The organism is Agrococcus versicolor, from assembly GCF_039531815.1.
In the GTDB taxonomy this organism is placed as follows: domain Bacteria; phylum Actinomycetota; class Actinomycetes; order Actinomycetales; family Microbacteriaceae; genus Agrococcus; species Agrococcus versicolor.
On the sequence record NZ_BAAAQT010000008.1, the window covers coordinates 505,982 to 521,427 of the forward strand.

The 15,446-nt window shown below is 72.6% G+C and carries 17 protein-coding genes; 5 read left to right on the top strand and 12 right to left on the bottom strand.

Going from position 1 to position 15,446, the window contains the following annotated elements; translation table 11 throughout:
- Positions 1–458: 458 nt before the first annotated feature.
- Together ABD249_RS14905 and ABD249_RS14910 are read right to left on the bottom strand one after the other, a co-directional pair.
- On the bottom strand, positions 459–1,535 hold the full coding sequence (locus ABD249_RS14905; RefSeq protein ID WP_344344833.1) for an aldo/keto reductase: 1,077 nt from the start codon (positions 1,533–1,535) through the stop codon (positions 459–461).
- A gap of 293 nt (positions 1,536–1,828) precedes the next feature.
- Positions 1,829–2,044, bottom strand: coding sequence for a hypothetical protein (locus tag ABD249_RS14910; protein WP_344344834.1), 216 nt, complete (start codon positions 2,042–2,044; stop codon positions 1,829–1,831).
- A 204-nt stretch (positions 2,045–2,248) separates the two neighbouring features.
- Here ABD249_RS14910 and ABD249_RS14915 point away from each other — a divergent pair, with 204 nt between their 5' ends.
- Positions 2,249–2,611, top strand: coding sequence for a hypothetical protein (locus tag ABD249_RS14915; RefSeq protein WP_344344835.1), 363 nt, complete (start codon positions 2,249–2,251; stop codon positions 2,609–2,611).
- An 89-nt stretch (positions 2,612–2,700) separates the two neighbouring features.
- On the opposite strand, the gene ABD249_RS14920 is transcribed toward ABD249_RS14915, so the two are convergent.
- From ABD249_RS14920 to ABD249_RS14945, 6 genes are all read right to left on the bottom strand, one after another.
- Positions 2,701–3,051, bottom strand: coding sequence for a nuclear transport factor 2 family protein (locus ABD249_RS14920; protein WP_344344836.1), 351 nt, complete (start codon positions 3,049–3,051; stop codon positions 2,701–2,703).
- A 311-nt stretch (positions 3,052–3,362) separates the two neighbouring features.
- Complete coding sequence (gene treF, locus ABD249_RS14925; protein ID WP_344344837.1) at positions 3,363–4,868, bottom strand: alpha,alpha-trehalase TreF; 1,506 nt, start codon at positions 4,866–4,868, stop codon at positions 3,363–3,365.
- Complete coding sequence (locus ABD249_RS14930) at positions 4,868–6,193, bottom strand: dihydrolipoamide acetyltransferase family protein (protein WP_344345132.1); 1,326 nt, start codon at positions 6,191–6,193, stop codon at positions 4,868–4,870. Before ABD249_RS14930 ends, treF begins: the two co-directional genes overlap by 1 nt.
- Before the next feature lie 10 nt (positions 6,194–6,203).
- Positions 6,204–7,190 carry an alpha-ketoacid dehydrogenase subunit beta gene (locus tag ABD249_RS14935; RefSeq protein ID WP_344344838.1) on the bottom strand — a complete coding sequence of 329 codons (987 nt, stop codon included), beginning with the start codon at positions 7,188–7,190 and terminating at the stop codon, positions 6,204–6,206.
- Positions 7,191–7,192: 2 nt separating this feature from the next.
- A complete protein-coding gene (locus ABD249_RS14940; RefSeq protein ID WP_344344839.1) occupies positions 7,193–8,317 on the bottom strand; it encodes a thiamine pyrophosphate-dependent enzyme in 1,125 nt (374 codons plus the stop codon).
- Entirely contained in the window at positions 8,314–9,372 is a 1,059-nt protein-coding gene (locus ABD249_RS14945; protein ID WP_344344840.1) for a histidinol-phosphate transaminase, read from the bottom strand. The genes ABD249_RS14940 and ABD249_RS14945 overlap by 4 nt, the downstream gene beginning before the upstream one ends.
- Positions 9,373–9,438: 66 nt before the next feature.
- Between ABD249_RS14945 and ABD249_RS14950 the strand changes: the two genes are divergently transcribed.
- Positions 9,439–9,846 carry a phage holin family protein gene (locus tag ABD249_RS14950; protein ID WP_344344841.1) on the top strand — a complete coding sequence of 136 codons (408 nt, stop codon included), beginning with the start codon at positions 9,439–9,441 and terminating at the stop codon, positions 9,844–9,846.
- A gap of 59 nt (positions 9,847–9,905) precedes the next feature.
- Entirely contained in the window at positions 9,906–10,841 is a 936-nt protein-coding gene (locus ABD249_RS14955) for an NADP-dependent oxidoreductase (protein ID WP_344344842.1), read from the top strand.
- A 17-nt stretch (positions 10,842–10,858) separates the two neighbouring features.
- On the opposite strand, the gene ABD249_RS14960 is transcribed toward ABD249_RS14955, so the two are convergent.
- Both ABD249_RS14960 and ABD249_RS14965 read right to left on the bottom strand, forming a co-directional pair.
- Positions 10,859–12,325: a hypothetical protein gene (locus ABD249_RS14960; RefSeq protein ID WP_344344843.1), complete on the bottom strand. Its 1,467-nt coding sequence runs from the start codon at positions 12,323–12,325 to the stop codon at positions 10,859–10,861.
- Positions 12,322–12,594 (bottom strand): hypothetical protein, encoded by a 273-nt coding sequence (locus tag ABD249_RS14965; RefSeq protein ID WP_344344844.1) that lies wholly within the window; start codon positions 12,592–12,594, stop codon positions 12,322–12,324. The genes ABD249_RS14960 and ABD249_RS14965 overlap by 4 nt, the downstream gene beginning before the upstream one ends.
- 105 nt (positions 12,595–12,699) lie before the next feature.
- On the opposite strand from ABD249_RS14965, the gene ABD249_RS14970 reads away from it, so the two are divergent.
- Positions 12,700–13,224 carry a low molecular weight protein-tyrosine-phosphatase gene (locus ABD249_RS14970; RefSeq protein WP_344344845.1) on the top strand — a complete coding sequence of 175 codons (525 nt, stop codon included), beginning with the start codon at positions 12,700–12,702 and terminating at the stop codon, positions 13,222–13,224.
- Positions 13,225–13,228: 4 nt separating this feature from the next.
- Here ABD249_RS14970 and ABD249_RS14975 read toward each other — a convergent pair whose 3' ends face one another.
- Together ABD249_RS14975 and ABD249_RS14980 are read right to left on the bottom strand one after the other, a co-directional pair.
- The gene (locus ABD249_RS14975; RefSeq protein ID WP_344344846.1) at positions 13,229–13,768 is read right to left on the bottom strand and encodes a CGNR zinc finger domain-containing protein; all 540 of its coding nucleotides are present in this window, start codon (positions 13,766–13,768) and stop codon (positions 13,229–13,231) included.
- A gap of 127 nt (positions 13,769–13,895) precedes the next feature.
- Positions 13,896–14,039, bottom strand: coding sequence for a hypothetical protein (locus ABD249_RS14980; RefSeq protein WP_344344847.1), 144 nt, complete (start codon positions 14,037–14,039; stop codon positions 13,896–13,898).
- 24 nt (positions 14,040–14,063) lie between these two features.
- On the opposite strand from ABD249_RS14980, the gene purB reads away from it, so the two are divergent.
- Entirely contained in the window at positions 14,064–15,443 is a 1,380-nt protein-coding gene (purB, locus tag ABD249_RS14985; protein WP_344344848.1) for an adenylosuccinate lyase, read from the top strand.
- The last annotated feature ends 3 nt before the right edge of the window (positions 15,444–15,446 follow it).

Genomic DNA, 15,446 nt, shown 5'->3' on the forward strand with positions numbered 1-15,446 from the left:
GCGGGGTTGCGCGTGCTCCCGGTCCCGTCTCGACGAGGACTCGCACCGGTCACCGTCACACCCGCACTGGTCACCATCGCGCCCGCACTGGTCACCATCGCACCCGGACTGGTCACCATCGCACCCTGACTGGTCACGTTCGCACCGGCACTGGTCACCGTTGCACCCGCACTGGTCACCGTTACACCCGGACTGGTCACCGTTGCACCCTGACTGGTCACGTTCGCACCCACGGTGGTCGCTGTTGCACCTCATCGGGGTCGATCCAGGTGCAACAGCGACCAGTGTCGGCGCAGAAGCTGACCAGTCGACGCACGACGTGACCAGTCGGCGCTGAACGTGACCGGTCGACGTGGGACCCGGCCGGTCGACGCGGGGCGCGACCGGCCGGGTCTGGGGCTAGCGGCTCGCCGAAGGCCCGGCCGGTCGACGCGGGGCGCGACCGGCCGGGTCGGGGGCTAGCGGCTCGCCGAGTCCTGCCAGACCTTCAGGCCCACGTCGACGCCCTCCACGGCCTCGTCGATGCGCGTGAGCTCCTCGGCGGTCAGCGCGGGCGCCTCGAGCGCGGCGAGGTTCTCGTCGATCTGCTCGGCGCGCGATGCGCCGATGAGCGCCGACGCCACGACGTCCTCGCGCAGCACCCACTGCAGCGCGAGCTGCGCGAGCGACTGCCCGCGCTCCTTCGCGAGGTCGTTGACCGCGTTGAGGATGCGCACGGTCTCCTCGAGCAGCGGCTTGTCCGACAGCGAGCCGCGCTGCATGCGCCGCTCGGCCGTGCCGTCGCCGAGGTACTTGCCCGTGAGGAGGCCCTGCGCGAGCGGCGTGAACGCGATCGCGCCCATGCCGGCGGTGCGCAGCGAGTCCGTCAGCCCGTCCTCGACCCACCGGTTGAGCATCGAGTACGCGGGCTGGTGGATGACGAGCGGCGTGCCGAGGCGGTCGGCGATGGCCTTCGCCTCCTCGGTGCGCTCGGCGGAGTACGACGAGATGCCGACGTAGAGCGCCTTGCCCTGGCGCACGAGCGTGTCGAGCGCCCCGATGGTCTCCTCGAGCGGCGTCACCGGGTCGGCGCGGTGCGAGTAGAAGACGTCGACGTGGTCGATGCCCATGCGCGTCAGCGACTGCTCGGCGCTCGCGAGCAGGTACTTGCGCGAGCCCCACGAGCCGTACGGGCCGGGCCACATCGGGTAGCCGGCCTTCGACGAGATGATCAGCTCGTCGCGGTAGCGGCCGAGGTCCTCGCGCAGCATGCGGCCGAAGTTCGTCTCGGCGGTGCCGGGAGGCGGGCCGTAGTTGTTCGCGAGGTCGAAGTGCGAGATGCCGCGGTCGAAGGCGTGGCGCAGCAGGGCGCGCTGGTCGTCGAACGGGATGTTGTCGCCGAAGTTCCACCACAGGCCCAGCGAGATGGGCGGCAGGTACAGGCCGGACGTGCCGACCTGTCGGTACTCGGCGCCGCGATAGCGGTCCGGGGACGCCTCGTAGGGGCGGTGCAGCTCGTAGGTGTCGGGGTTCCAGCGGGGTGCGTCGTCGCTCATTCGACCCAGGCTAGCGAGCCGAGCGCCGCCCCTCCCAGGCCCTTGCGCCGCTGCCCGCGCGACCGGGGCCGCTCGAAGGTCGTGTCACCGGAGGTTGCCGATCGGGATCCTCCGCGGCCCGGAGGAGCCAGCGGGCTGGAGCATCGGAGTCACCCGACCGGAACGGACCCCATGCCCGACTCGACCGCTCTCCGACGCCCTGCTCGACGACTCTCGCTCGCCGCTGGAGCCCTCCTGCTCAGCTTCATCATCACCCTCCCGTCTGCGGCGACCGCTGAGGCTGCGGCGTAGCGTCACATCGCCACGAACGTCACGACGACCACGCCGAACGCTGTCGGGAATGAGGTCGCGCGGTGCAGCGTCACGACGAACAACGGCATCTGCACGATCACGCGCGGCAGGAGCGTCAGCCGAACGATCACCGCACAGATCGGCGCGACCCGCGCAGAGATCGCCGCGAGTCTCGGGATCAGCGCAGGATCTACAGTCACCACGGACATCACCTGCACGTCGCCTCCGATGCGAGCGGGGCAGACGTGGAGGGCTTGGGCGATGGGCACCCGCTATCACTACAACGTGGCGAGGCAGGAGCTGCAGCGGCCCCGCGTCGGCCCTTCGCGCTGGGTCACCGTCGAGACGAGCCTGAACCGCGTGCAGGCGTTCAATCCCTCTTCGAGCCAGCTCTCGTGCGGATAGATCGCTCGCCGATCGTCGTGGCGACCGCAATCCTGGCGTGCGTTCTTGCCGGCTGCGGCTCCGAACCCGATGTGGTGCCTAGCTCCTTCGTCGGTCTCGAGCTCGACCTCCTGTCGTACGAGCTGTCCGAGAACACGGTGCTCCTCGTCCAGGACGTCTCGACGCTGGTCGGCGGGATGCCGGCCTACGACGGGAGTGGAGATGATGCAGCGTGGATCATCGTCGCCGCCTGCGCCGACGCTGCGGACGTGTTCGACGCGACGACCGTCGAGGTGGCGGTGGTGTCAGCCGTGGATCCGCCGAGCGACCTCGACGAGCGCATCGACGACCGCGAGTTCGACGACGCCGTCTCCTGCGACGACGGCCGCACGTTCCGCTGACCGCCGCCGGATCCGCGCCTGAGCGGGGCGTCGGATGGAATGCGTCCTCGGCGTCCCGCTCTCGCGCGGATGCGGCGGCCCGCGACGCTTCAGTCGCGGCGCACGTACCACTCGGTGAAGTCGCACGCGCGGCCCAGGTCGTCGAGGCGCACGACCCACAGGGTGTCGTACGTCGAGCCCTCGGCGTAGGTCGTGACGCCCTGGATGACGGCGACGTCGCCCTGCTCGGCCACGATGTGCCACTCGAAGGTCCACGAGCCCGGCGCATCCGCCTCGTCGTGCCACATGCGCACGATCGCCTCGATGCCGATCGCCGGCTCGTCGTCCGACGGATACCCCCGGTAGATCGCGTCGTCGGCGAAGGTCGCGCGGATGACGTCGTCGTCCTCGGTGCGCCACGCCTCGACGTAGCGCTTCACGAAGTCCTCGGCCCGCGTCATCGCACCCCTTCCCCCGCGAGCGTAGCGTCGCCCTTCGAGACGGCTGCTCGCTCCGCTCCCGGCCTCCTCAGGGACCGAGGTGGAGGAAGCGCCCCCTCCCCGGGGTGCGCGAGCGTAGCGTCGCCCTTCGAGACGGCTGCACGCTCCGCTCCCGGCCTCCTCAGGGAGCGGGGTGGAGGAAGCCCCCCGGCCCTTCGAGACGGCTGCTCGCTCCGCTCCCGGCCTCCTCAGGGACCGGGGTGGAGGAAGCGCGCCCTCCGGGGTGCCGCCACCCGCTCCCTGAGGTGCGAGCGCAGCGAGCCTCGAAGGGCTCAGCCCTCGGCGGTGATCTCGGCGAGCAGCGCGGCCGTGACGCCGTTCGTCCAGCCGAAGCCGTCCTGCAGCTCGTACTCGCCACCGCCGCCCAGATCTCCGTCGCCGCTGATCTCGTACTTCTCGACGAGCTTGTGCTCGCGGTCGAAGACGGCCTGCACCGTCGCGAGCCAGCGGGTGCGGATGTCGTCGCCCAGCGGCAGGTCGTAGCGACGGAAGCCCTCGATCGCGAGCCACTGGAGCGGCGCCCACCCGTTCGGGCGGTCCCACTGGTCGCCCGTCTCGTGCTCGCTCGTGCCGAACCCGCCGCGCCGCAGCAGCCGCGCGCGCACGGCCTGCTCGGTCCGCGCGGCCTGCTCGACGCTCGCGCAGCCGACGAAGAGCGGGGCGACGCATGCGCCGTTGAGCGACGCGCGCAGGCCGCCGAGCTGCAGGTCGTAGTCGAGGAAGACGCCCTCCTCCTCGCTCCACAGCCAGCGGTCGATCGCCGCCGCACGCGCATCCGCCATCTCGGCGAACGCCGCGGCCGACGTCACGTCGCCGTCGGCCTCGCTCAGCCGGGCGAGCAGCCGCTCGAGCACGAGCAGGAACGCGTTGAGGTCGACCGGCACGATCGAGGTCGTGCGGATGGTGCCGAGGTCGTCGGGCTCGTCGTTCCAGCGCGACGAGAAGTCCCAGCCCGACGCGGCGCCTGCGCGCAGGTCGCGGTAGACCTCGTGCGCCGGGCGGTCGGATCCGCGGGCCGTCGCGACGTCCTCGCGGTACGACTCCTCGCGCGGGGTGTCGCGGTCGTCCCAGTACCGCTGCAGCACCGCACCGTCGGGCATCGCGACGCAGTGCCGATGCGTCTCGCCGGCGCGCAGCGCGTCGGCCCCCTCGACCCACCACGTATGCTCGCGCCGCAGCGCATGCAGCATGTCGAGCGGATCGGCGGCGCCGTGCCGCTCGGCGAGCTCGACCATGCAGGCGAGCATCGGGGGCTGCGACCGCGACAGGTAGTACGTGCGGTTGCCGTTCGGCACGTGGCCGTAGCGCTCGATGAGCGAGGCGAAGGAGGCGAGGGCGTCGCGGATGTGCTCGTGGCGACCGCTCGCGGCGAGGCCGAGCATCGAGAAGTACGTGTCCCAGTAGTAGAGCTCGCGGAAGCGCCCGCCGGGCACCGGGTACGGCCTCGGCACGTCGATGAGCGACCCGAGGCGTCGCGGCGAGACGTCGTGCGTCAGGGGATCCCACAGGCGCTCGATGTGCGTCGCGAGGTCGTCGCTCGCGTGCGGCTCGAACGCGCTGTGGGCGGCGACGGGCTCGTCGAAGTGCGCGTGCACGAACGCGACGAGGTCGAAGTCGTCGTCGTGGCGGTGCCTGCGGTAGTCGCGCAGGATCTGCTCGGGATCGTCGAGCGGCACGCAGTCGACGAACGTCTTCGAGTCGGGGAAGACGTCGCCGGTCTGCACGGCGAGGAACAGCTCCTGGTAGCGGTCGGCTGGAGAGAGGGTGTCGGCGGCCATCAGTCGAGCAGCAGCGCCGGCTCCTCGAGGATCGACGCCACGTCGGCGACGAACCTCGAGACGATGTCGCCGTCGATCGCGCGGTGGTCGAACGAGCCGCCGACCGTCGTGACGTAGCGCGGTCGCACCTCGCCGTCGACGACCCACGGCTTCTGCTTGATCGTGCCGAGCGCGATGATGCCCGTCTCGCCCGTGTTGAGGATGGGCGTGCCCGTGTCCATGCCGAACACGCCGATGTTCGAGATCGTGATCGTGCCGCGCGCGAGGTCGGAGGGCTGCGTGCGGCCGTCGCGGGCCGTGACGGTGAGGTGCTCGAGCGCCTTCGCGAGCTCGAGCAGCGACATGTCCTGCGCATCCTTCACGTTGGGCACGAGCAGGCCGCGCGGCGTCGCGGCGGCGATGCCGAGGTTCACGTAGTGGTGCACGACGAGCTCGTCGCCTGTGAACGTGGAGTTCACGCGCGGGTTGCGCCGCGCGGCCCACAGCACTGCGCGCGCCATGATGAGCAGCGGCGACACCTTGACGCCCGCGAAGTCCGTCGACGCCTTGAGGCGCTGCACGAACTCCATCGTGCGGGTCGCGTCGACGTCGACGAAGACGCTGACGTGCGGCGCCGAGTACGCGGAGTCGACCATGGCCTGCGCGATCGCCTTGCGCACGCCCTTCACGGGGATGCGCTCCTCGCGGTCGCCCTCCCACGCGGCGGGCGTCTCGAGGTTCTTGAAGACGCTGGGCTGCTCGGCGGCGCGCACGACGTCGTCGCGCGTCACCTCGCCGGCGAGCCCCGTGCCGACGACGGTCGAGAGGTCGACGCCGAGGTCGCGCGCGAGCATGCGGATCGGCGGCTTCGCGATGATGGGCGACGCGGATGCTGCGGGCACCGACGCGGGCCGAGCGGGCTCGGTGCGCACGGGCGGCTGCTCCATCGTGCGCGGCTTGCGACGCCGGGTCTGCGCATCGCCGCGCACGCCGTAGCCGACGAGCACGGCACCCGGCTCGTCGCGCGTGATCGACGCCTGCACGTCGGCGACGGCCTCGCTCGTCTCGAGCGCGGACGGGTCGACGGGCTCCTGGGCCGCGGCCGCATCGGCGGCATCCGCGATCCGGATGATGGGCGAGCCCACCTCGACGGTGTCGCCGGGCTCGGCGAGCAGCGCCTCGACGCGGCCGGCGAACGGGCTGGGCAGCTCGACGAGCGACTTCGCGGTCTCGATCTCGAGGATGACGTCGTTGACGGCGACCTCGTCGCCCACGGCGACCTTCCACGCGACGATCTCGGCCTCGGTGAGGCCTTCGCCCGGATCCGGCAGTCGGAACTCCTGCATCATGCCTCCATCAGTAGGCCAGCACGCGATCCACGGCGTCGAGCACGCGGTCGGCGTCCGGCAGGTACACGGCCTCGAGCGCGGCGGGCGGGAACGGGGCGTCGAACCCCGACACGCGCAGCACGGGCGCCTCGAGGGAGTAGAAGGCGCGCTCGTGGATCGTCGCGGCGACCTCGCTGCCGACCGACACGTGGCCGGGCGCCTCCTGCGCGACGACGACGCGACCCGTGCGCTGGGCCGAGGCGACGACCGGCGCCCAGTCGATGGGCGACAGCGAGCGCAGGTCGACGACCTCGCAGCTCGTGCCCTCGCCCTCGGCGATCTGCGCCGCCTGCAGCAGCACGTGCACCATGGCGCCGTGGCCGACGAGCGTGACGTCGGAGCCCTCGCGCGCGACGACCGAGCGGTGCAGCGGGCCGGGGGCCGCGGTCGTGTCGACCTCGCCCTTCGCCCAGTACTTCGCCTTGGGCTCGAGGAAGATCACCGGGTCGTTGCCGAGGATCGCCTGCTGGATCATCCAGTAGGCGTCGTTCGCGGTCGACGGGCTGACGACCCGCAGGCCGGCGGTGTGGGCGAAGTACGCCTCCGGGCTCTCCTGGTGGTGCTCGACGGCGCCGATGTGACCGCCGTACGGGATGCGGATGACGACGGGGAAGGTCACGGCGCCCGCGTGCCGCGAGGTGAGCTTGGCCAGCTGCGACACGATCTGGTCGAACGCCGGGTAGACGAAGCCGTCGAACTGGATCTCGCACACGGGCCGGTAGCCGCGCATCGCCAGGCCGATGGCGGAGCCGACGATGCCGGACTCCGCGAGCGGGGTGTCGATGACGCGGTGCGCGCCGAACTCGGCCTGCAGGCCGTCGGTCACGCGGAAGACGCCGCCGAGCGGTCCGATGTCCTCGCCGAGCAGCACGACCTTGTCGTCGGCGGCCATCGCGGCGCGCATGCCGGCCGTGAGGGCCTTCGCGATGGGCATCTGCGTCGTGGTCGTCGCCATGCTCACGCCTCCCCGAAGGACTGCTCGAACTCCGCCAGCGCGAGCTTCTGCTCGGCGAGCGGGGCGTGCGGATCCGTGTAGACGTGGTCGAAGATCATGTCGCTCGCGGGGCTGCCGCCTGCGAGCGTGCCGCGGCGCACGTCGGCGGCGGTGTCGGCAGCCTCCTCGTCGAGCGCGACGAGCAGCGCGTCCTCGACGCCCTGCTCCCGCAGGTGCGCGGCGAGGCGCGCGATCGGGTCGCGGCGCTGCCACGACTCCTCCTCGGCGCTCGTGCGGTAGCGGGTCGGGTCGTCGCTCGTCGTGTGCGCGCCGATGCGGTACGTGTCGGCGGCGATGTAGCCGGGCCCCTCGCCCGCGCGGGCGGCGTCGAGCTCGGCGCGGCCCACGGCGAAGGCGATGAGCGGGTCGTTGCCGTCGATCCAGTGGGAGCGGTGCCCGAAGCCGGCGGCGCGCAGGTGCAGCGGCGTGCTCGACTGCGTGCTCGACGGCACGGAGATCGCCCACTTGTTGTCCTGCATGTACGTCACGAGCGGCGCGTCGAAGGTCTTCGAGAAGACGAGGCTCTCGCTCGCGTCGCCCTGGCTCGAGGCGCCGTCGCCGTAGCAGACGAGCACGGCCTCGTCGGCGGTGACGTCGCCCGTGCCGACCGCGCCATCCATGCGGATGCCCATGGCGTAGCCGTTCGCGTGGAGCGCCTGCGTCGCGATGACGAGCGAGTAGATGCGGCAGCCGCGGGTGTCTGCTGGATCCCAGCCGCCATGCCTCGCACCGCGGAAGACGTCGATGATCTGCATCCACTCGACGCCGCGCACGTGGGCGATGACGTGCTCGCGGTACGAGGGGAAGACCGTGTCCTGGTCGCGCATCGCGAAGGCGACGCCGACCTGGCCACCCTCCTGGCCGACGGACGGCACCCACAGGCCGAGCTTGCCCTGGCGCTGCAGGTTGCGCGCCTCCATGTCGACGGCGCGCGTGAGCACCATGGCCCGCTGCATCGCGATGCGGTCGTCGATCGTGAGCTCGTCGGCGATGGCATGCCACCGCTCGGTGTCGGCGTCGTGCACGAGCGCACCCTCGGCATCGAGCAGCCGCAGGGGCTCGGCGCGTTCGGTCGCGAGCAGCGTCATGCGAGCGCCCGGATGCGGCGGACCGCGTCGACGATGCCGTCGTGCGCCTCGCGCTCGGCGACCGTGATGCGCACGCCGTCCGGGAACTGGCGCGCGACGATGCGCACGTCGTCGAGGATCTCGGTGATCTGCGCCGCCTGGTCGGGGCGTGCGGCGACCCAGACGAAGTTGCCGTGCGCTGCGGGCACGGGCACGCCCGCGTCGGCGAGGCGCTGCTGCAGGGCGTCGCGGTCGGCGGCGAGCTCCTCGACGCGGGCGAGCAGCTCGCCCTCGGCGTCGATGCTCGCGAGCGCGGCGGCCGTCGCGAGGCCCGTGACGGAGAGCGGGATGCCCGCGATCGTCGCGGCGCCGATGATCGACGGGTCGCCGATGGCGTAGCCGACGCGGAGGCCGGCGAGGCCGTACGCCTTCGAGAACGTGCGGAGGATCACGACGTTGTCGTGCGCGGCCTGCGCGGCGAGGCCGTCGACCGTCGGCACCTGCACGAACTCGATGTACGCCTCGTCGAGCATGACGAGCACGTCGGAGGGCACCTTGGCGATGAACGCGTCCCAGGCCTCCTGGGTGACGATCGGGCCGGTGGGGTTGTTGGGGCTGCACACGAAGACGGCGCGCGTGCGCTCGGTGATCGCCGCGGCCATCGCGTCGAGGTCGTGCTCGGCGGCGGGGGTGAGCGGCACCATGATCGGCGTCGCGCCGGAGACCTGCACGAGCAGCGGGTACGCCTCGAACGAGCGCCAGGCGAAGACGATCTCGTCACCGGGGCCGGCGACGGCCGAGACGAGCTGCATGATGCCCGAGACCGAGCCGTCCGAGACCATCACGCGCTCGGGATCGACGCCGTGCTTGGCCGCGAGGGCGGCGACGAGCGTGGGGGCACCGGCCGCGGGGTAGCGGTTGACGGTCGCCGCCTGCTCGACGATGGCGTCGACGACCGACGGCAGCGGCGGGAACGGGTTCTCGTTGCTCGAGAGCTTGAATCCGCCCTCGGGGGCAGGGCGTCCCTGCTTGTAGGCGGGGATCGCCGCGATCGCGTCTCGGAGTCGTGCTGGCACCCTCCCAGGCTATGTCTCGCGGCCGTCCCATGGGGCATGCAGGGGCTCGGATGCGATGATGGGGCCATGCGCTTCCTGCTGCGGCTCGTGGGCACGGCCCTCGCCATCTGGGTCGTCACGCTCATCGTCCCCGGCATCAGGATCGTGCCGTGGGAGGCCGGGACCGGCCCCGAGGTGGCGACGCTCCTGCTCGTCGCGGTCGTGTTCGGCGTCATCAACGCGACGGTGGGCAACCTCATCCGCATCGTGGCGTTCCCCATCTACCTGCTGACGCTCGGCATCGCGGCGCTCTTCGTGAACGCGCTGCTGCTCATGAGCGTGCACTGGCTGTCGGAGGCGGCGGGCTTCGGCCTGCAGGTCGACGGCTTCTGGTGGGGCTTCCTCGGCGCGATCCTCGTGTCGTTCGGCACGTGGCTCGTCACGATCGTCACGCGCCCGCTGTGGCGCAAGGACCGCAAGCGCGATCGCGCCTGACGAGCCCCCTCCGCGTCCAGCCCTGGAATGCCGGTGCCCGCAGGGCGTTGGATGCAGGCATGAGCGACACGATGCAGGCGATCGTCTACGACGACTTCGGCGGGACCGAGCAGCTGGTGCTGCGCGACGTCCCCGCCCCCACGCCCGGGCCGGGCGAGGTGCGCATCCGCGTGCTGCGCGCCGGCGTGAACCCGGTCGACTGGAAGGTGCTGAGCGGCGGGCTGCGCGGCCTCCTCACGCACGTCACCCCGATCGTGCCCGGCTGGGATGCGGCGGGCGTCGTCGACGCCGTCGGCCCCGACGTGCCCGAGTACGCGGTGGGCGACGAGGTGCTGTCGTACGCCCGCAAGGACTGGGTGCAGGAGGGCACGTTCGCCGAGCTCGTGACCGTGCGCGCCGTCGACGTCGCGCGCAAGCCCGCAGGCCTGTCGTGGGATGCGGCCGGCGCCCTGCCGCTCGCCGGACTCACGGCCGAGCGCGTGCTCGACGCGGTCGAGGCCGGCTCGGGCGACACCGTGCTCGTGCACGGCGCCTCCGGCGGCGTGGGCACCCTCGCCGTGCAGCTCGCACGACTCCGCGGCGCACGTGTGATCGCGACGGGCTCGCCCTCGGGCCACGACCGTCTGCGCGCCCTCGGCGCCGAGCCCGTCGCGTACGGCGACGGCCTCGTCGACGCGGTGCGCGAGCTCGCCCCCGACGGCGTCGACGCGGTCGTCGACCTCGTGGGCGGCGTCATGGAGCAGACGCTCGCGGTGCTGCGCGAGGGCGGCAGGCACGCATCGATCACCGACCACGGCGCCGGCGAGCACGGCGGGCGCTGGGTGTGGGTGCGTCCCGACGGCGCACGCCTCGAGGCGCTCGCGCAGCGCGTGGTCGACGAGGGCATCGACGTCGAGATCGCGGCATCCTTCCCGCTGTCCGACGTCGCGGGTGCCTTCGAGCAGAGCATGTCGGGCACGACGCGCGGCAAGATCGTCATCCACGTCGCCGACTGACCTCCGGCCCGGGCGGCTCACGGCTGCCCGGGTCGCTCGACGGCGAAGCCCGTCGCCGTCGTGGGCAGCGCGCCGTCGGTCGCGGCCGTGACCTCGACCCATGCGACCTCCACGAGGTCGTCGTCGGCGACGTCGAGCCGCGCGGCCGTGTCGGCGTAGGCCTCGGGATGGTGCCCGCCGACCGCGACGTCGGCGAGCGGCTGCCCGTCGGGGTCGTAGCGGGTCGTCGTGAGCGCGTCGAGGTCGGGCGACGCCTCGATGACGATGCGGTCGCCACCGTGCCGACCGCCGAGCGCCGCCACGAGATCCGAGTCGTGCTGCACGGCGACGGCCGTCGTGGCGTCGCCAACGGGCGTCGCCCCGATCGGTGCGCCGAACGTGACGACCGTGTCGACGGCGAAGCGCCCGTAGGCCGCCGCCGCGGCCACGGCCGCGCCGCCCTGCGAGTAGCCGAACAGCTGCACGACGTCGCCCTCCTGCGCGCCGGCGGCGACGAGCGCCTGCTCGACGGCGGCGGCGCTGCCGACGAGCGGCCGCCCGGCGGCGTTCGCGGCGTTCTCGACGTTGGCGGTGAGGTCGTAGGCCGTCGAGGGGTCGTCGACCGCGAACGACTCTGTGCCGCGGGCGAGCACCTGCCAGACGACCGAGCCGTCGGGGTGCTCGTAGCGCTGCACCTCGATGGCGGGTCCGTCTGCCGACAGCCGCTCGAACGCGGTGCCGTACGAGCCGATCGGCGGCTGCACGGCGGGCGGCGTCGCGGTCTCGGCGGCACGCGTGGGCGACGCGCCCGGCAGCCGTGGCGCGTGGCCGGTGGCGACGAGCGCGAGGGCGAGCGCGACGCCCGCGCCGGTCGACAGCGCCTCGTCGTCGGCGCCGCGCTGCGACGGCAGCGGCTCGAGCGGCTGCGCGAGCCCGAGGCCGGCGAGCCCCGCGAGGGCCTCGTCGGCCGACTCGATCGCGAGCGCCAGCGCGTCGACGAACGCGGGGTCGCTCAGCAGGTCGGGCAGCATCGGCGCGAGCGGCGCCAGCACGCGCGCCGCGGCGTCGAGCAGCACGTCGGGCACCGGGGTCTGCGCGAGCCCGGCGGCCAGCAGGATGCCGGGCAGGTTCGCCGGCAGCGCCGCGACCGAGAGCAGCAGCCCGCCCAGCACGAGCGTGCCGAGGCCGGTCGCGACGACGCCGCCGAGCGTCTCGATCGCCGCCGAGGCCAGCTGCTCGGACGTCGTGTACGACCACGCGGCGAACGCGACGGCGGACCGCACCTCCGCGAGCCGTGCGCGAGCCTGCGCGCAGGCGACCTCGGCCTCGTCGGCGAGCGCGACGGCGTGCAGCACGCCGCGCGCGGCGGCCGGCGACGACTGCGCGACGACCGGGACGGTGCGGGCGCGGAGGATGCCGTGCGCACGCTCGAGCTCGACGTCGGCGTCGTCGAGCATCGCGACGAGGTCGGCGCCGACCGACGGGCTCCACGCCGTCGTGGTCATGCGAGCTCCGCCGCGGTCGCGGCGACCGCGGCGACGAGCGGATCGCGCACGGCCTGCAGGTCGCGTCGCAGGATCGCGGCGCGCTCGACGAACGCGAGCGAGGCGCCGCCGAGCCAGTCGAGCGACGTCGTGGGCAGGGCGTCGAGCGCGAGCCGCGCGGCCCTCCGGGCGAGCACGAGCTCGTCGTGCAGCGACTGGAGCGATGCGCGTGCCGCGGCACGCACGATGGCGACGGCCGGGTCGGCATCGGAGACGGGTGCGATCTGCATGCGGGCACCGTGCCGCACCGTGCCGCGCGCGTCGCCGGCTGGACGCCGCCTGTGGATGATCGACGTCTCGCGTCGGGTGTGCAGGATCCTTGCCATGATGTCCCCATGACCATGGACCGGGCGTTCCTCGACGCCTCGCGGTTCCGCATCTGCTTCGTGTGCACAGGCAACATCTGCCGCTCGCCGATGGCGTCCGCGGTGCTGCGACGCCTCGCCGCCGAGCACGGCGTCGCCGACGGCATCCTCGTCACGAGCGCCGGGGTCAGCGACTACCACGTGGGCGAGACCGCCGACGAGCGCACGATCGCGGCCCTCGAGCGCCGCGGCTATCCCGCATCCGACCATCGCGCGAAGCACTTCACGCGCAAGTGGTTCGACCGGTTCGACCTCGTGATCGCGCTCGACCGCGGCCAGGAGCGCGTGCTGCGACAGCTCGCGCGCGACGACGAGGCCCGGTCGAAGGTGCGCCTGCTCATGGCGTTCGAGTCCGATCCGTCGACGCTCGACGTGCCCGATCCGTACTACTCGGAGCCCGAGACGTTCGACGCCGTGCTCGCGCAGATCGAGTCGGCGTGCAGGCGTCTCTTCCGCCAGATCCACCCCGTCCTCGCCGCGACGCGACGCGCCTGACGGGTCACGCCGGTCGTCGGGCGCGGTGCCGGCGCACGCCGTCGCGGTTCGCGCACCGCACCGAGCAGTACCGGCGTCGGCCGTTGCGCGTGACGTCGACGACGACACGGCGGCAGTCGTCGCCCGGCGCGAGCCCGGCCGCGCACCGACCGAGCCGATGCATCCCGCGCGTCGTGACGTGCAGCGCGGTGCCGACGGCGATGACGGCGCGCAGGACGTGCGGCAGGGTCTGCAGCTCGTCGCGGTAGTGCAGGTGCCATCCCTGGCCGTCGTGGTCGGTGAGCCGCGGGTAGGCGGCGACTGCCGCCATCTCGGCGTTCAGCAGCGCGGCGCGGCGATGGTCGTCGGGTGCGTCGACGATCGCGAGCCAGCCGTCGACGACCTCGCGGGTGCGGGCGTGGTCCTCGTCGGAGGCGGGCGTGAAGTCCATCGTCATGCCCGCATCGCGAGCGCGCTCGACGATCCGGGACCGGTCCGCTGGCCAGTCGTTCGCGAGCGACGCGGCGAGCAGCACGGCGTACTCGCCGTAAGGGTTGAGTTGCACAACGGCATTACAGCACGCTCGGGGCCATGGAGACGATCCGCAGCCAGACCGCCATCCGCGCCGACGCGACCCATGAGCACGGATGGGCGACCGAGTCGGCGCACCCGACCTCGGCGGGCACGGTGCGCTACGTGCGCTGCACCGGATGCGGCGCGAGGCGCTTCGACGTCTCGCCGACCGAGACCAGCTCGCCGGTGGCCGCGAGCGCGGTCATCCCGGGCCCGCCGCGCGCCGGTGCGATGATGGAGCACGTCCACGCGCGTTCGCGCACGAGCACACCATCCATGAGGACGTCATGACGCTTCCCCCGCAGCCCCTCTCCCCGCTCGACGGCCGCTACCGCCCGCAGGTCGGCGCGCTCGGCGAGCACCTGTCGGAGGCTGCCCTCAACCGGGCGCGCGTGCACGTCGAGGTCGAGTGGCTCGTGTTCTGCGCCGAGCGCGGCCTCTTCGGCACGCCGGCGATCGCCGCGGCGGATGCCGCGAGCCTGCGCGAGTGGGCGGCAGGCTTCGGGCAGACCGAGATCGACTGGCTCTCGGCGAAGGAGGCCGTGACGCGTCACGACGTCAAGGCCGTCGAGTACCTCGTGCGCGACCGCCTCGCCACGCAGGGCCTCGAGGCGCTCGCCGAGGCGACGCACATCGCCTGCACGAGCGAGGACGTCAACAACCTCTCCTACGCGCTCACGATCCGCGACGCCGTCCACGAGGTGTGGATGCCGGCGCTGCGCGAGGTCATCGGCCGCCTGTCGGGCCTCGCCGTCGAGCACCGCGACCAGCCGATGCTCGCCCACACGCACGGGCAGCCGGCGACGCCGACGACGCTCGGCAAGGAGATCGCGGTGTTCGCGTGGCGCCTCGAGCGGATCGCGGGTCAGATCGAGGACGTCGAGGTGCTCGGCAAGTTCGCCGGCGCCACCGGCACGTTCTCGGCCCACGTCGTCGCCGACCCGGACGCCGACTGGCCGGTGCTCGCGAAGGAGTTCGTCGCGGGCCTCGGGCTCACGTGGAACCCGCTGACGACGCAGATCGAGTCGCACGACTGGCAGGCCGAGCTCTTCCAGCGCATCTCGCACGCGGGCCGCATCCTGCACAACCTCGCCACCGACGTGTGGACGTACATCATGATGGGCTACTTCACGCAGATCCCCGTCGAGGGTGCGACGGGCTCGTCGACCATGCCCCACAAGATCAACCCCATCCGGTTCGAGAACGCCGAGTCGAACCTCGAGATCGCGAGCGCCCTGCTCGAGTCCCTCGCGGCGACGCTCGTCACGAGCCGTCTGCAGCGCGACCTCACCGACTCGTCGACGCAGCGCAACGTGGGCGTCGCCCTCGGCCACTCGCTGCTGGCGCTCGACAACCTGCGGAAGGGCCTCGGCGAGATCGCCGTGGCGCCCGAGCGTCTCGCCGCCGACCTCGACGGCAACTGGGAGGTGCTCGCCGAGGCCATCCAGACCGTCATCCGGGCCGAGGTGCTCGCCGGCACGTCGTCGATCGAGGATCCGTACGCGCAGCTCAAGGGCCTCACGCGCGGGCATCGCGTCGGGCAGGCCGAGCTCGCGCAGTTCGTCGATGGCCTCGACATCTCGGATGCGGCGAAGGAGCGACTGAAGGCGCTCACGCCCGCGACGTACGTGGGGCTCGCGCCCGAGCTCACCGACCTCGCCCCGTGACCG

Excerpts from the sequence above, each read along its gene's own strand:
- ABD249_RS14905 (WP_344344833.1), bottom strand. The coding sequence starts at position 1,535 with ATGAGCGACGACGCACCCCGCTGGAACCCCGACACCTACGAGCTGCAC.
- ABD249_RS14920 (WP_344344836.1), bottom strand. The coding sequence starts at position 3,051 with ATGACGCGGGCCGAGGACTTCGTGAAGCGCTACGTCGAGGCGTGGCGC.
- treF (WP_344344837.1), bottom strand. The coding sequence starts at position 4,868 with ATGGCCGCCGACACCCTCTCTCCAGCCGACCGCTACCAGGAGCTGTTC.
- ABD249_RS14930 (WP_344345132.1), bottom strand. The coding sequence starts at position 6,193 with ATGCAGGAGTTCCGACTGCCGGATCCGGGCGAAGGCCTCACCGAGGCC.
- ABD249_RS14935 (WP_344344838.1), bottom strand. The coding sequence starts at position 7,190 with ATGGCGACGACCACGACGCAGATGCCCATCGCGAAGGCCCTCACGGCC.
- ABD249_RS14940 (WP_344344839.1), bottom strand. The coding sequence starts at position 8,317 with ATGACGCTGCTCGCGACCGAACGCGCCGAGCCCCTGCGGCTGCTCGAT.
- ABD249_RS14950 (WP_344344841.1), top strand. The coding sequence starts at position 9,439 with ATGCGCTTCCTGCTGCGGCTCGTGGGCACGGCCCTCGCCATCTGGGTC.
- ABD249_RS14955 (WP_344344842.1), top strand. The coding sequence starts at position 9,906 with ATGAGCGACACGATGCAGGCGATCGTCTACGACGACTTCGGCGGGACC.
- ABD249_RS14960 (WP_344344843.1), bottom strand. The coding sequence starts at position 12,325 with ATGACCACGACGGCGTGGAGCCCGTCGGTCGGCGCCGACCTCGTCGCG.
- ABD249_RS14965 (WP_344344844.1), bottom strand. The coding sequence starts at position 12,594 with ATGCAGATCGCACCCGTCTCCGATGCCGACCCGGCCGTCGCCATCGTG.
- ABD249_RS14970 (WP_344344845.1), top strand. The coding sequence starts at position 12,700 with ATGACCATGGACCGGGCGTTCCTCGACGCCTCGCGGTTCCGCATCTGC.
- purB (WP_344344848.1), top strand. The coding sequence starts at position 14,064 with ATGACGCTTCCCCCGCAGCCCCTCTCCCCGCTCGACGGCCGCTACCGC.